The organism is Streptomyces sp. NPDC002790 (assembly GCF_040295505.1).
GTDB lineage: Bacteria > Actinomycetota > Actinomycetes > Streptomycetales > Streptomycetaceae > Streptomyces.
Genome location: NZ_JBEOVM010000006.1, coordinates 92,292 through 107,314 on the forward strand (window position 1 = coordinate 92,292; position 15,023 = coordinate 107,314).

12 protein-coding genes are annotated in these 15,023 nt (G+C 72.4%); 7 read left to right on the top strand and 5 right to left on the bottom strand.

The window, feature by feature from the left end:
* Window positions 1–34 precede the first annotated feature (34 nt).
* A complete protein-coding gene (locus ABT004_RS05840) occupies window positions 35–1,297 on the bottom strand; it encodes a cytochrome P450 (protein ID WP_351331626.1) in 1,263 nt (420 codons plus the stop codon).
* Entirely contained in the window at window positions 1,294–2,070 is a 777-nt protein-coding gene (locus tag ABT004_RS05845; protein WP_351331628.1) for an alpha/beta fold hydrolase, read from the bottom strand. The genes ABT004_RS05840 and ABT004_RS05845 overlap by 4 nt, the downstream gene beginning before the upstream one ends.
* A gap of 132 nt (window positions 2,071–2,202) precedes the next feature.
* Between ABT004_RS05845 and ABT004_RS05850 the strand changes: the two genes are divergently transcribed.
* The gene (locus tag ABT004_RS05850; RefSeq protein ID WP_351331630.1) at window positions 2,203–3,036 is read left to right on the top strand and encodes a pentapeptide repeat-containing protein; all 834 of its coding nucleotides are present in this window, start codon (window positions 2,203–2,205) and stop codon (window positions 3,034–3,036) included.
* Window positions 3,037–3,060: 24 nt separating this feature from the next.
* On the opposite strand, the gene ABT004_RS05855 is transcribed toward ABT004_RS05850, so the two are convergent.
* On the bottom strand, window positions 3,061–3,702 hold the full coding sequence (locus ABT004_RS05855) for a chorismate mutase (RefSeq protein WP_351331632.1): 642 nt from the start codon (window positions 3,700–3,702) through the stop codon (window positions 3,061–3,063).
* Window positions 3,703–3,831: 129 nt separating this feature from the next.
* On the opposite strand from ABT004_RS05855, the gene cyc2 reads away from it, so the two are divergent.
* The 5 genes from cyc2 (at window position 3,832) to ABT004_RS05880 (ending at window position 11,106) form a co-directional block, all read left to right on the top strand.
* Window positions 3,832–6,072 (top strand): germacradienol/geosmin synthase Cyc2, encoded by a 2,241-nt coding sequence (gene cyc2, locus ABT004_RS05860; protein ID WP_351331634.1) that lies wholly within the window; start codon window positions 3,832–3,834, stop codon window positions 6,070–6,072.
* A gap of 86 nt (window positions 6,073–6,158) precedes the next feature.
* Window positions 6,159–8,099 (top strand): O-aminophenol oxidase PhsA, encoded by a 1,941-nt coding sequence (gene phsA / locus ABT004_RS05865; protein WP_351331636.1) that lies wholly within the window; start codon window positions 6,159–6,161, stop codon window positions 8,097–8,099.
* Between the two features lie 157 nt (window positions 8,100–8,256).
* Entirely contained in the window at window positions 8,257–8,910 is a 654-nt protein-coding gene (locus tag ABT004_RS05870) for a serine protease family protein (RefSeq protein WP_351331638.1), read from the top strand.
* Window positions 8,911–9,066: 156 nt separating this feature from the next.
* On the top strand, window positions 9,067–10,194 hold the full coding sequence (locus ABT004_RS05875; RefSeq protein ID WP_351331640.1) for a M24 family metallopeptidase: 1,128 nt from the start codon (window positions 9,067–9,069) through the stop codon (window positions 10,192–10,194).
* 6 nt (window positions 10,195–10,200) lie between these two features.
* Window positions 10,201–11,106 carry an aminoglycoside phosphotransferase family protein gene (locus ABT004_RS05880; protein WP_351331642.1) on the top strand — a complete coding sequence of 302 codons (906 nt, stop codon included), beginning with the start codon at window positions 10,201–10,203 and terminating at the stop codon, window positions 11,104–11,106.
* A 23-nt stretch (window positions 11,107–11,129) separates the two neighbouring features.
* Here the strand turns inward: ABT004_RS05880 and treZ are convergent, their stop codons facing one another.
* Window positions 11,130–12,926, bottom strand: coding sequence for a malto-oligosyltrehalose trehalohydrolase (gene treZ, locus ABT004_RS05885; protein ID WP_351331644.1), 1,797 nt, complete (start codon window positions 12,924–12,926; stop codon window positions 11,130–11,132).
* Window positions 12,927–13,168: 242 nt separating this feature from the next.
* Between treZ and ABT004_RS05890 the strand changes: the two genes are divergently transcribed.
* Window positions 13,169–13,720 (top strand): FHA domain-containing protein, encoded by a 552-nt coding sequence (locus ABT004_RS05890; RefSeq protein WP_351331646.1) that lies wholly within the window; start codon window positions 13,169–13,171, stop codon window positions 13,718–13,720.
* A 30-nt stretch (window positions 13,721–13,750) separates the two neighbouring features.
* Here ABT004_RS05890 and ABT004_RS05895 read toward each other — a convergent pair whose 3' ends face one another.
* Window positions 13,751–14,992 (bottom strand): M14 family zinc carboxypeptidase, encoded by a 1,242-nt coding sequence (locus ABT004_RS05895; protein ID WP_351331647.1) that lies wholly within the window; start codon window positions 14,990–14,992, stop codon window positions 13,751–13,753.
* Between the last annotated feature and the right edge of the window lie 31 nt (window positions 14,993–15,023).

Here is a 15,023-nt window from a genome sequence, read left to right on the forward strand (position 1 = left end):
TGGGCGTGTGCGGCTGCGTGGGCACCCGTAGCTTCTACGTGCGCACCCGTAGTTCCTTGATTCCGTTGATGAAGTTCGAGACGAGCCTGCGGGGCGGCGCCGTGAGTGTCAGGTCCAGGAGCGTGCGGGCCACCTCTTCGTACAGCGCCTGTAGTTGGAGGCGGGCGAAGTGGGCGCCCAGGCAGACGTGCGGACCGTCTCCGAAGGAGACGTGGGGGTTGGGGGTGCGGGCCAGGTCCAGGGTGAACGGCTCGGGGAAGACGCGTTCGTCGTGGTTGGCGGAGGCGTGGAAGACGACCACCTTGTCGCCCCGCCTGATGGTGGTGCCCGCCAGGGTCGTGTCCTCGGCCGCCGTGCGGCGGAAGGTCAGGACCGGCGGGTGGCGGCGCAGGAGTTCGTCGAGCGCGAGCGCCGAGTCGGCCTTTCCCGTGCGGAGTTGCTCGTACGCGGACGGGGTCTCGGCGAGGAGCGCCAGGCCGCCGGGGGCCGCACTGCGGACCGTGTCGTTGCCCGCGACGGTGAGGAGGAAGAAGAACATCTGCCGCTCGGACGGGGTGAGTTCGGGGTCCGCCGCGAGCGTCGTCATGATGTCGTCGGCCGGGTGGGCGCGCTTGTGGGCCGTCAGCTCGTCGGCGTACGCGAACATGTCGGCCAGCGCGGAGGGGGAGCGCGGGTTCACCGGTGGGCCGGTGGTGGCCGCGGGGGACGTCTCGTCCGGGTCCTGGTAGCCGATGACGCGGCGCGTCCAGTGCAGGAGCAGCGCGCGGTCGGACTCCGGGACGCCCAGGAGGTCGGCGAGGTTCAGGAGGGCGTAGTCGTCGGTGACCGTGGCGACCAGGTCCACCGTGCCCGTGTCTGTGTCTATCTCTGTGTCCGTGCCCGCGTGCTCGGTGAGCGCCTTGTGCAGCAGGGTTCTTGCCCGGTTCCGTACCGACTCCTCGAACGCCGCCACACGGCGCGGCGTGAACGCCCGGCTCACCAGGCGGCGCAGCCTGCCGTGGGCCGGCGGGTCCTGGTTGAGCATCATGCCGCGGATGAACGGGAGGTCGGCCGGGTCCGGATCGCGGATCTGGGTCGCGCCCAGGTGCGAGGAGAACGCGGACGCGTCCTTGAGGACCCGGACCACGTCCGCGTGCCGGGTGACCGCCCAGAAGCCGGGGCCCTCCGGCCAGCCGAGGACCGCGGGCTCCGGTTGCCAGGCCACCGGGTGGTGGTCGCGCAGCGTCCGGTAGTGGTCGTGCGGGACGCCACGCGCGTACAGGCGCGGGTCGAAGACGTCGGGGACGGCAGGTGTCACGAGCCGTCCGCCCGCAGGAAGTCCTCCATGACGCGGATCAGCGCGAGCGGCGCCTCGTCCATCGCGTAGTGGCCGCACACGGGGAGGTCGACGAGCTCGCCGCGGGTGAACCAGGTCAGCCACGTCGAGCGCATCAGGGGCGCGGCCAGGGCCGGGTCGAGCTGCCCGGTGACCGCGAGCGCGGGGACCGTACAGGGCTCCAGGTCGGTGTGGAAGTCGTCGCCGGTCCACGAGTCGAGCCAGGCCCGGAACGCCTTCGCGTCGCTGCACGCGAGCGAGCGCCGCACCATGCGGTCCAGCCACGCGGCGGGGCGTACGCCACCTGTCGTGACGTCGATGATCGCGCGGCGGTTGGCAGGCGAGGCGTCGGCCGTCACGAACAGCTCCCACTGCTCGGGCGGCATGGGCAGCCCGGACGCCGGAACCGGGGAGACCCCCACGATGCGCCGCACCCGCCGCGGCGCGTTCGCCACCACGCGCTGCGCCACGCTGCCGCCCATGGAGTGCCCGATCAGCGAGAACCGCTCCCAGCCGAGCCGGTCCGCGAGGTCGAGCACGTCCGCGGCGGCCTCGGTCGTCGTGTACGCGCCCGGCGTCTGTTTCGCCTCCCCGTAGCCGCGCAGGTCCACGAGCGCGTACTGGAAGGTGGTGCGGTCGAGGTCGGGCACGATCGGCGCGTAGGCGGCGCGGTCCGCGAACCAGCCGTGCACCGCGATCACCTTGTGCGGGCCGTCACCGTGCAGTTCGTACGGCAGGACGAAGGACGAGGCCACGTCGACTCCCCAGGGTGTGGAACTTCAGGCGGTGCCGGACGCCTCCAAGGTGGCGCGAGGCCGGGCCCTGCCACAAGAGGGCGCACGCGCGCGTGGCCGCGTGCGCCGTGTCCCATCGGCGACAATGTACGGGTGACCTCCCCGGAAGCCCCTCCTGACCGCCCCGACCTGCGCGCCGATTGCGCGGACTGTTTCGGCCTGTGCTGCGTCGCCCTCCCCTTCGCGAAGTCGCAGGACTTCGCGCACGACAAGAACGCGGGCACGCCCTGCCGCAACCTTCAGGACGACTTCCGCTGCGGCATCCACACCAGGCTGCGCGACGAGGGGTACCCCGGCTGCACCGTCTTCGACTGCTTCGGCGCGGGCCAGAAGATCTCCCAGGTCACCTTCGAGGGCGTCAGCTGGCGCGAGCGGCCCGAGAGCGCCAGGGCCATGTACGAGGTCTTCCCCGTGATGCGTCAACTGCACGAGCTGCTCTGGTACTTGAGCGACGTACTGGAGCTGGACGCCGCCGGCCCCGTGCACGGCGAAGCCCGGCAGGCCCGCGAGGACATCGAGCGGCTGACCCGCGCGCGTAGCGACGAACTCGCCGCCGCCGACGTGCCGGCCGTCCGGGGCGAGGTGAACGCCCTTCTACTGAAGGCGAGCGAACTGGCGCGCGCCGACGTGCCGGGTGCCCTGGGACACAAGAAGAACCACCGCGGCGCCGACCTTGTCGGGGCCCGCTTCAAAAAGGCCGACCTACGGGGCGCCAATCTGCGCGGCGCCCTTCTTGTAGCCGCGGATCTGACGGGCGCCGACCTCCGCTGCGCCGACCTGATCGGCGCGGACCTGCGCGACGCCCGGCTCGCGGGCGCCGACCTCACCGGGGCGCTGTTCCTCACCCAGGCGCAGGTGAACGCGGCGCGCGGCGACGCCGCCACCCGCATCCCGGCGGGCCTGCGGCGCCCCGCGCACTGGACGTAGACCTACCTCAAAAGTCCAGGGACCTCAGGAGGCGCACACCGAAGGCAGCGCCCGCGCGAGGCCCTTGAAGTGCAGCGCGTCGAACCCGCGCGCGTGGGCGTCACGCAGCGCCACCGCCGTCAGCAGCGGCCCGCAGGCCGCAGAGGTACGCGTGGGGCCCACCTCCCGCAGCGCGTCAAGGAGCTGCGTCGTGATCCGGTCGAGCTGCGGCCGCACCTCCGTCGCCAGGTCGGGGCGCTCGGTCGGGCGCTGCTCGGGGTGGGCGTCCCAGCGGGCGTAGAGGCCGCGCTGCACCACCTTGTTGGCCTCGATCTGGTCCCGGAACACGGACTGCGCGAACTGCGGGTCGATGCCGAGATCGGCCGAGCGCTTCGCCACGTCGTCGAGGATCACCTTCTCGCGCGCCGGGTCGTCGATCGGCGCGTCAGTGCCGTACTTCGCCGCCGCGACCTTGTCCGCGAGGGCCAGCCGCTCCGTGGCGAGCGAGGTGATCGCGGCGAGGGCGTGCGGGTTCACGTGGGAGACGGTGGAGGACGTGGCGGCGGTGGCGGCGGGTGCGGCCGGCGCCGCGGAGGCCGGGAGGGCCGCCCCGCCGAGGGCGAGCGCGGTGGCGGCGCCCAGGGTGATCAGGCGGCGGGCGGCGGTTGACGTGGTCCGGATGCGCAAGACGGGTCCTTCGCTTCGTACAGGCAACGGGTGCACGGCGTGCCCCTGTTGTGTATCAGGTTCACGCGATAGTGCGATCATGATCCGCTCCGTGGATGCCGGTTGACGGCCACGGGTAGGGCCGCGCTCATGACACACGAGTCCACGCAGCCTTTCCACCTGCCGCGCTTCTACATGCCGTACCAGGCCCGGCTCAATCCGCACCTGGACGGGGCGCGGGCCCATTCCACGGTGTGGGCCCGCGAGATGGGCATGCTGGAGGGCAGCGGCGTCTGGGACCAGGACGACCTGGACGCGCACGACTACGGCCTGTTGTGCGCGTACACGCACCCCGACTGCGACGGCCCGGCGCTCTCCTTGATCACCGACTGGTACGTGTGGGTCTTCTTCTTCGACGACCACTTCCTCGACATGTACAAGCGCACGAACGACCGCGCGGCCGGCAAGGCGCACCTGGACCGGCTGCCGCTGTTCATGCCGATGGAGCTCGACACCCCCGTGCCCGAGCCGGAGAACCCGGTCGAGGCGGGCCTCATCGACCTGTGGCGGCGCACCGTGCCCGCCATGTCGATGGACTGGCGGCGCCGCTTCGCGGAGTCGACCGAGCACCTCCTGAACGAGTCGATGTGGGAACTGTCCAACATCAACGAGGGGCGGATCTCCAACCCCGTCGAGTACATCGAGATGCGCCGCAAGGTGGGCGGCGCCCCCTGGTCGGCGGGCCTGGTGGAGTACGCGACCGCCGAAGTCCCGGCACCCGTCGCGCAGTCGAGGCCGCTGCGTGTCCTCATGGAGACGTTCGCCGACGCGGTGCACCTACGGAACGACCTCTTCTCCTACGAACGCGAGGTCATGGATGAGGGTGAACTCTCCAACGGCGTCCTGGTGTTGGAGACCTTCTTCGGCTGTACGACACAGGAGGCGGCCGAGGCCGTCAACGACGTACTGACTTCGCGGCTGCACCAGTTCGAGCACACCGCGCTCACCGAAGTGCCCGCCCTCTCCGTGGAGAAGGGGCTCACACCGGACCAGGTCGCCGCGGTCGCCGCGTACACGTGCGGACTGCAGGACTGGCAGTCCGGCGGCCACGAGTGGCACATGCGCTCCAGCCGCTACATGAACAAGGAGGCCACCGCGCGGTCCGAGCCGCCCCTGGGCGGGCCGAGCGGGCTCGGGACCGGCGCCACGGACGTACGGGCGCTGCTCGACGGGGTCGGAGCCGAGCGTCTGCGCGCGTACACGCACGTGCCGTTCCAGAAGGTCGGCCCCTCCCTGATCCCCGACATCCACATGCCGTTCGCCCTGACCCTCAACCCGGAGCTCGACGGCGCCCGCGCGCGGCTGCTCCCCTGGACGCACCGCATGGGCATCCTGGGGGAGGGTGTCTGGGACGAGGACAAACTCCGCGCCTACGACCTGCCGTTGTGCGCTGCGGGGCTCGACCCGGACGGTTCGGCCGAGGCGCTCGACCTCAGCTCCCAGTGGCTCGCCTGGGGCACCTACGGGGACGACTACTACCCGCTCGTCTTCGGCCACCGGAGGGACCTGGCCGCCGCCAAACTGTGCACCACGCGGCTCTCCGAGCGCATGCCCGTGACCGGCGAGGAGATCCCGCTCCCCGCCAACGCGATGGAGCGCGGCCTCGCCGACCTGTGGCGGCGCACCACGGCGGACATGGCCCCGGAGCAACGGCGCACCCTGAAGGCCGCCGTGGAGGTCATGACGGAGAGCTGGGTGTGGGAGGTCGCCAACCAGCTCCAGCACCGCATCCCCGACCCGGTCGACTACCTGGAGATGCGCCGCGCCACCTTCGGCTCCGACCTCACCCTGAGCCTGTGCCGGATGGGCCACGGGCCCGCCGTGCCGCCCGAGGTCTACCGCACAGGACCGGTGCGAGCCCTGGAGAACTCGGCGATCGACTACGCGTGCCTGCTCAACGACGTGTTCTCGTACCAGAAGGAAATCGAGTACGAGGGCGAGATCCACAACGCGATCCTGGTCGTGCAGAACTTCTTCGGCGCGGACTACCCGACGGGCGTCCGCATCGTGAACGACCTCATGACACAGCGCATGCGGCAGTTCGAGCACATCGTCGAGCACGAACTCCCCGTCCTCTACGAGGATTTCGGCCTCCACCGAGACGCGCGCACGGCCCTCGACGGCTATGTCGAGGACCTGCGGAACTGGATGGCGGGCATCCTCAACTGGCACCGAAACGTCGACCGGTACCGCGACGGCTGGCTCGCACGCCGCGCCCACGGCTTCGTCCCCGGCCGCGTCCCGGCGCCTCCGGTTCCGATTGGTTTCAAGAACCGCACGTCCGGATTGGGTGGTTCAGGGAACTTTGCTGGGACGTCAGCCGTCTTGTGAGGTGAGACGGCCGTTCATGGCCGGACAAGACGGCCGTTCGCGGCCGTGACGGGGAAGATGTGAGAACACACGGGGGTGTTCTTTTCATGACCGAAATTTTCGATCGCATCACGGACAGGCTCACCGGGGTCGAGGAGGCCGCGAGCGAGATCGCCGCGGCCGCCGTGGGGGAACTGGCGCCGTACGTGGCGCCGTTGACGGTGCCGCCGGTGCTGCGGCCCGACTCGGGTGATGTCCGACAGGAAACAGAGATCGCGCTGCGGCCCACGTGGCAGCGGCTGCACCCGCAGCTCCCGCCGACACTGATGTGGGGCTACGAGGGCACGGTGCCGGGCCCGACGATCGAGGTGCGGCGCGGGCAGCGCGTCCGCATCGCCTGGACGAACCGCATTCCCAAGGGCGGCGAGTACCCGGTGACGTCGGTGGAGGCGCCCACTCCGCCGACCGAGCCGGGACAGGACCCGCCGCCCCCGCCGACGACGCTGCCCGGCCGCGGCGGCGTCCCGGCGAACGCGGACGTGGCAGCGCTGCCCGCCTGGACCGTGACGCACCTGCACGGCGCGCAGACCGGCGGCGGCAACGACGGCTGGGCGGACAACGCGGTGGGCTTCGGCGACGCCCAGCTCTCCGAGTATCCGAACGACCACCAGGCGGTGCAGTGGTGGTACCACGACCACGCCATGAACATCACCAGGTGGAACGTGTACGCGGGCCTCTACGGGACGTACCTGGTCCGGGACGACGAGGAGGACGCCCTGGGGCTCCCCTCCGGGGAGCGGGAGATACCGCTGCTGCTCGCCGACCGGAACCTGGACACGGACGAGGACGGCAGGCTGAACGGCAGGCTGCTGCACAAGACCGTGATCGTCGACCCGGCGAACGAGGAGACGGGCAAGCCCGTCACCATCCCGTTCAGCGGCCCGTACACGACGGTCAACGGGCGGATCTGGCCCTACGCGCAGGTGGACGCGGGCTGGTACCGCTTCCGCCTGGTGAACGCGTCGAACGCGCGGATCTACAACCTGGTGCTCATCGATGAGGACGGCGACCCGCTGCCCGGCGTCGTGCACCAGATCGGCAGCGACGGCGGACTGCTTCCGCGGCCCGTCCCGATCGATTTCGATGAGGCGCTGCCGACGCTGCCCGTCGCGCCCGCCGAGCGCATGGACCTGCTCATCGACTTCGCGTCCCTCGCGGGCAAGCGGGTGCGCCTGGTCGACAAGGGGCGCAACGAGGCGCCGGGCGTGCCCGACGTGCCCGGCGATGTGCGCTACCCGCACGTCATGGAGTTCCGGGTGGGCGAGTGCGGTGACCAGGAGCCGTTCGTGCTGCCCGAGGTGCTGTCCGGGTCCTTCCGGAGGCTCACGCACGACATCGAGCACGGGCACCGGCTGATCGTCCTGACGCCGCCCGCGACCAAGGGCGGCGGTGGACACCCGGAGATCTGGGAGATGGAGGAGGTCACCGACGACGCCGAGGGCGCGGCGGGCGCCGATGACGTCCAGGTGCCCACAGACGGCGTCATCCAACTCATCGACGACAAGGGTGCGTTGAAGACGTACCGGCGCATCGCCCGGACCTTCAACGACGGGCTCGGCTTCACCATCGGTGAGGGCACCCACGAGCAGTGGAGCTTCCTCAACCTCGCGGTGAACCCGCCGGTCGTGCACCCGATGCACATCCACCTCGCCGACTTCCAGATACTCGGCCGGGATGTGTACGACGCCTCCGGGTTCGACGTCGAGGTGGGCGGCACGGTCAAGCCGGTCGCGTTCGACCCGAACTCGGTGATACCGCTGCCGCCCAACGAGCAGGGGCACAAGGACGTGTTCCGCGCCCTGCCCGGCCAGATGCTCCGCGTCATGGGCAGGTTCGACGGGGCGTACGGCCGGTTCATGTACCACTGCCACCTCCTGGAGCACGAGGACATGGGCATGATGCGGCCCTTCGTAGTGCTCCCGCCGGAAGCCCTGAAGTTCGACCACGGGGCCGGGCACGGCGGTGGCCACGGGGGCCACACCGGCTGATCGGCCGACCGGCCGACCGGGGAGTCACCTGGGGTACCGGGGTCGGTGTTCGAGCCGACCCCGGCACTCTCACTCGTTCGTGGATCGTCGTGGGCGTGCGCGGAGGGTAGGGCTCTGGCCGTGGCCGAACGGGCCAGGGACCGGAGGCGGGCGACCCATGGAACAGACTGCGTTGCGGCCCAAGTCGATGCCGGGAACCGGGGGCCGGGCATCGACCTCGGCGTCGGCCGCGACCTCGGCGTCGGCGTCGAGGCCGGAGCCGCCGAAGCCGTCGAGGCCCAGCGGGCCGGGTGCCGCCGGGCGGCGTGGCAGGCGCCTGTGCAGCGTGCTGTGCGGGCTGCTGTGCGCGGTGGTGCTCGTCCTTGCGGGCATCGGCCTCGGTACCGTGGGTGCCACCGTCATCGGCATGAGCAAGCTCGCCGAACTGAAGCGGCAGGCCCCGCCCGCGGCACGGCCCGCGGCCCCGCCGCCGAGCAGCCCCGCCGCCACGCCGGGGCCCGGCACGGCGCCCCCGCCGCCCGCGCCGCCGCTGTCGAGGGGCGGGCTCGGCGTGGAGGTCGTCGACGCCCCCAAGACGTCGGGCGCGCTCGTCGTGGCCGTGCACATCCCGGGCCCCGGCTACACCGGCGGCCTGGTCCGCGGCGACGTCCTGGTGGGCCTGGGCGGCCGGCGCGTCGGCTCAGCGCTCGACCTGGCGGCTCACGTGGACGACGTGGTGGACACCCGGCCGGGCCGGCAGGTGGCGGTCACGGTCCGGCACGCGAACGGGGAACTGCAGAAGCTTGCGGTCACACCGGGGGTGGTCACATGACGTCACACGACGTCCGGGTTCGGCGCGCGCCCCGCCCACGGCGCCTGAAATCATGGGCAGAGGTCGGTCTCGCGCCGCCCCGCGCCGCCGGGCAGGATGGCTGTCCGTACGACGCCCGCACCGCCATAGGCGCCCACCCGTACGAAAGGCCAGGACATGACGACCGGTACACCCGCGCCCTTCACCGCCGCCGACTACAAGGCCCGCATGGACCGTGCCGCGCAGTCCGCCGCAGCCGCGGGGCTCGCAGGGGTGCTGGTCGCGCCGGGCCCCGACCTCGTATGGCTCACCGGTTACCACGTGCCGGCCGACACCGAGCGGCTCACGCTCCTCGTGCTCGCGGCCGACCAGGAGCCCACACTCGTCGTGCCGACCCTGGAGGCACCGGACGCCGCCAAGGCCGCCGGCGCGCCCGCGATGACGCTGCGTGACTGGACCGACGGCAAGGACCCGTACGGCGTCACGGCCCCGCTGCTCGACGTGACGGGCCGCTTCGGGGTGAGCGACAACGCCTGGGCGATGCACCTGCTCGGCCTGCAGAAGACCCTGCCCGAGACCACGTACGTCTCGCTCACCGAGGCCCTTCCGATGCTGCGCGGCGTGAAGGACGCCGCCGAACTGGAGCGCCTCGCCGCCGCGGGCGCCGCGGCGGACGCCACGTACGAGGAGATCAAGAAGGTCGCCTTCGCGGGCCGCCGCGAGAACGACATCGCCGGTGAACTGTCCGAGCTGCTGAAGCGGTTCGGGCACTCGCAGGTCGACTTCACCGTCGTCGGCTCGGGCCCGAACGGCGCCAACCCGCACCACGAGGCGAGCGACCGCGTCATCCAGGACGGCGACATGGTGGTGCTCGACTTCGGCGGCCTCAAGCACGGCTACGGCTCCGACACCACGCGTACCGTGCACGTCGGCGAGCCGACCGACGAGGAGCGCCGGGTGCACGACATCGTCCGGGAGGCGCAGACCGCGGCCTGTGACGCGGTGCGGCCGGGGATCGCCTGCCAGGACGTCGACCGGGTCGCCCGCAAGATCATCACCGACGCCGGGTACGGCGAGTACTTCATCCACCGCACCGGGCACGGCATCGGCGTCACCACCCACGAACCGCCCTACATGATCGAGGGCGAGGAGCAGGAGCTGGTGCCCGGCATGTGCTTCTCCGTCGAACCCGGCATCTATCTGCCGGGCCGGTTCGGCGTCCGCGTCGAGGACATCGTGACCGTCACCGAGGACGGCGGCCGGCGCCTCAACGCGACGGCGCGCGAGCTGGCGATCGTGGGCTGAGCGGCCATGCCGTCGACCCCGCGGCAGCCCACTGCCGACGCCGTGCGCCGCGTCCTGGAGGCGATGCTTCCGGACGGCGGCGCCCCGCAGACGCGCCCCGTCACCGAGGGCGGCGAGCACTCCACGTGGTGGGTGGGTGAGAAGCACGTGCTGCGCCTCGCCACCGACCCGGTGATGTCCGCGCGGCTGCGGCGCGAGGTGCGCCTGCGTGACCTCGTACGCCACCACGTCCAGGTCGCCGTGCCCGCCTCCGTCGCCACGGGGGAGTGGGCGCCGGGCCTCGCCTGCACGCTCGACAAGCGGCTGCCCGGGGAGTCCGCGGAGGTCAGGGACGTCACCGCGGCGGGCGAGGAGGATCTCGCCGGGCTGCTCGCGGGGCTGCGCGCGGTGCCGGTCGCGCGGACCGGTCCCGTCGGCGTACCGAAGGTGCCGCCGCGCTCGCTGGAGAGCCTGCGCCGCGAGGCCGGCGCCGCGGCCCTGAAGCTGCACGCGGACGGCGAGTTCGAGGCCGAGCGGCTCGATCAGCTCTCCGCGCGGGCCGTCGCGCAACTCGCCCCGCAGTCCGGCACGGTGCTCGTCCACCACGACCTCAAGGGCGAACATCTGACGGTGTCGGCGGACGGCCGGGTGCGCGGTGTCCTCGACTGGGCCGACGCGGTCGTCGGTGATGCCGCGGAGGACATCGCCGGGCTCACCATCGCGGTCGGCGCGCGTGCCGCGGTCCGCTCCGCGACGCTGGCGGGGTACGGACCGCGGTCGTGCCTGCGGGGGCTGTGGCTGGCCCGCTGCGACGTCCTGGTACGGCTCGGGGACCGGTTGTACGGCGCCGACGACAGCCCAGTGGGCCTGCTGCGCGTGCAGGCGGAGCGGGCGTGGGAGGCGATCCTGCTGGAGCTGGTGTCGGAGGGCTGAGCGCCGACCCCCGCCACCCGTTCCTACGGCGCCACGGCGACCACGCAGGACTCCGGCGGGACCGTCAGCACGCCGTCCCTGCCCGGCAGTTCCACCGGCTCCCACGCGGCGAGCAGCCGCGCCACAGGACGTCCCAGCGGGATCGACACCGGGACGTCCGACAGGTTCACCGCCACCCGAAGGTCGCCGCGCCGGTAGGCGATCCACCGCGCCCGCTCGTCGTACGCGACCTTGACCGCCGCCAGATCCGGGTCCCGGAGGTCCGGGCGGGCGCGGCGCAGGGCGATGAGTTCGCGGTACCAGGCGAGCACGCGCGCGTGGTGGCCCGTTTCGCGCTCCTCCCAGTCCAGGCAGGAGCGCTCACGGGTGGCCGCGTCCTGCGGGTCCGGGACGTCCTCCTCGGCCCAGCCGTGCGCCGCGAACTCCCGCCGCCTGCCCTTGCGCACGGCGTCCGCGAGAGCGGCGTCGGTGTGGTCGGTGAAGTACTGCCAGGGCGTGCTCGCGGCCCACTCCTCGCCCATGAACAACATCGGCGTGAAGGGCCCGGTGAGCACGAGCGTCGCCGCGCATGCCAGCAGCCCGGGGCCGACGAGCGCGCCGAGGCGCTCGCCCCGCGCCCGGTTGCCGACCTGGTCGTGGCTCTGCGTGTAGGCGAGCAGCCGGTGCGCGGGGACGGCGGCGCGGTCCAGCGGTCGACCGTGGTGGCGGCCGCGGAACGTCGAGTACGTGCCGTCGTGGAAGAAGCCCTGCGTGAGCGTCTTGGCGAGTGCGGCCATCGGCTGCCGCGCGAAGTCCCCGTAGTAGCCCCGCCGTTCCCCGGTGACGGCCGCGTGCACGGCGTGGTGCACGTCGTCGTTCCACTGCGCGTGCAGCCCGAGCCCGCCCTCGGAGCGCGCGGTGATGACGCGCGGGTCGCCGAGGTCGGACTCGCCGACCAGGAACAGCGGCCGGCCGAGGCCCTCGGCGAGCGCGTCCACGGCCGCCGAGAGCTCCTCCAGGAACGGCAGGGCGCGCCCGTCGTGGAGCTCGTGGATCGCGTCGAGCCGCAGCCCGTCGATCCGGTAGTCGCGCAGCCAGGCGAGCGCGCTGCCGATCAGGTACGCGCGCACCTCGTCGGAGCCGGGCGCGTCCAGGTTCACCGCGCTTCCCCACGGCGTGTGGTGAGTGTCGGTGAAGTACGGGCCGAACGCCGGCAGATGGTTGCCGGAAGGGCCCAGGTGGTTGTGCACGACGTCGAGCACGACCCCGAGGCCGTGCTCGTGCGCGCTGTCGACAAAACGCTTCAGCGCCTCGGGCCCGCCGTACGGTTCGTGCACGGCCCACGGGCCGACCCCGTCGTAGCCCCAGCCGTGCCGCCCCGGCATGGGGCACAGCGGCATCAACTCCACGTGCGTGACGCCCAGGTCGGCGAGGTGGCCGAGCCGTGCCGCGGCGGCGTCGAGCGTGCCCTCCTCCGTGTACGTGCCCACATGGAGCTCGTACAGGACCGCTCCGGGCAGCCCGCGCCCGGGCCGGTCGGAACGCCACGCGTACCGCCTGTGGTCGACGACGGCGCTGAGCCCGTCCGGGCCCTCGGGCTGCCGCCGCGAGCGCGGGTCGGGCAGCACGGGCCCGCCGTCGACCGCGAAGCCGTACCGCGTGCCGTCCGCGGCCTCCGCCTCGCCGGACCACCACCCGTCCCCGCGGTACGGGTCACGCGCCAACGCGTGCGTGGTGCCCTGTTCGTCCTCGGCGCCCCGGATCTCGGTGCCCCGAACCTCGGCGCCCCGAATGTGGAGCGTTACCTGCTCCGCCTGTGGTGCCCACACCTCGAACTGCACGGACCGTTCCCCCTCGTGACCGGATGCCTGCCGACAGTGACGACTGAGTTCCATGGTGCGTCAGTTGTGATCGCCGCGGGGCCGTTTTGCACCGCTGGGGCACGTGTCACACGAACTCGAGGCCCCGTCGGGCGAAGTTGACGCGCTCTCACACGAAGCTGACGCGCTTCCACGCCACCGGGCCCCGCGTGGGCGCCCGGTTTTCTGGACACCTCGGCCTCCGCTGCCCGACAATTCCCTCTGTGACGTCCTCTTTTGAACACCACACACATCCCGCTCGGCTCTCGGACGCCGAGCGGGACCGTGCGCTGAAGGTGCTCAGGGACGGCGTCGCCCTCGGCAGGCTCTCGCACGACACGTTCGTACGCCGCATGGAGCTGGTGTTCACCGCCCGGCGGACCGAGGAGCTCGACCGGCTCACCGCCGATCTGCACCAGGAGAGCCGCTTGTCCCGGGCGCTGTTCGGCGCCGTGGGGGCGGTCTCCGGGTTCACCGAGAAGCTGCGCAGGGCGTGGACCGTGGAGCGGCTGCCGAAGCTCCTCCTGCCGCCGGCCGCCTCCCCGTACCCGCTGCGCATCGGCCGCGACCCGGCGAACGGGCTGCGGCTGAGCCACGACACCGTCTCGCGGGTGCACGCCGAGCTGAGCCGGCAGGCCGGCCTGTGGGTGCTGCGCGACCTCGGCTCCACCAACGGCACGTCGGTGAACGGGCGCAGGGTGATCGGCGCCGCGGTCGTCAAGGGCGGCGATCAGGTCGCCTTCGGGCGCATGGCGTTCCGGCTGTCCGTCGACTGACCCGGGCGCGCGTGTGACCCGTGCGCGTGCTCACCCGCGCGCGTGCCGCACCGCCGCCACCGTCGTCCGCGCCTGATGCTCTATCTGGTGGGCGACGGGCACCCACCGCGCACCGAACCGCTCGGCGTACACCTCGCACCACCGCGTGACAAGGGCGTCGAGGCGGGGCGCCGCCAGGTCGTCGGCCTCCTCCAGGACCCGCAGGAGCATCGCCGCGGCCCGCAGCGGAAGCCGCCGGGCGAACGCGTCGATACTGCCGATGTACGCCATCGTGGCGCCGGGCGGCGGCGGTTGGACCCAGTCGTCCGCGAGCCCCGGCACCAGGCCCAGCGCCCAGCAGGCCGCGCCGAGGAGCGGCCCGCCGGTGTCCGGGAGCCGGGGCATGGCCTCCGCGAGGATCTCCTCCACGAGCCGGGTGTCGCGGCTGAGCCGGGCCGACAGGCGCCCCAGCGCCCGCTCCGGCGCGGGGTGCGGGGCCGGGTCGTCGACCAGGTCGCTGGCCCACATCGGGACCTCCACGATCGCCGTGGAGCCGCCGTAGCGGTGCGCGTGGTGCCACGTCGACAGGCGGGCGTCGTCGGGCAGGCTCGGGAACGCGGCCTGCGCGTCCAGGTCCGGCATCACATGGACGCCGCGCCCCGACGTCGGCCAGCCCGCCGCGTCCGACGCCCCGGTCTCCACCGGTATGTGCAGCTCGGCGGCCGACTTGGCGAAGGGCTCTGCGAGCCCCGGTATGTCCCGCGTCAACTGCACCCAGCTGCCGCCCAGTTCGGTGCCGTGCAGGGACACCTGGAGGTAGGGCCGCACCTCGTCGATCACGCCGACCAGGGTCCTCGTCTCCGGAGGGAGCCGGTCCGGAGGCAGCACGGAAGGCGACCACTCCGGCTGCTCCGCGCCCGTGGGCCTGAAGAAGCCCCGGTGGTAGTCGAGCAGCGAGTGCGGCTCCGGGGCGTTGTGCAGGGCCGCGCCGTCCGGGTCCGCGCACAACAGGAAGTGCCACGACCGGTCGGTCCGCAACTCCCGGTCGAAGAGCGCCTTTTCGGCCAGGTGCAGCGCCGTGGGCCCACCCGTGGGCTCATTGGCGTGCGCCCCCGCCACGATGAGGACGGCGCGCCGGTCGTGCCCGACGGACAGCAGGTGCAGGGGGCGTCCTCCGCGCGACGTGCCGACCTGACGTAGGCGACACAGGTCAGGTCGGTGAGACGCCAGCTCCCGCGCTGACTGGACCAACTCGGCCGAGGTGGGGTACCGCTGCTCCGACAGGTGACTCACCCCCGTTGGTGCTCCCGGCGTCAGCAATCCG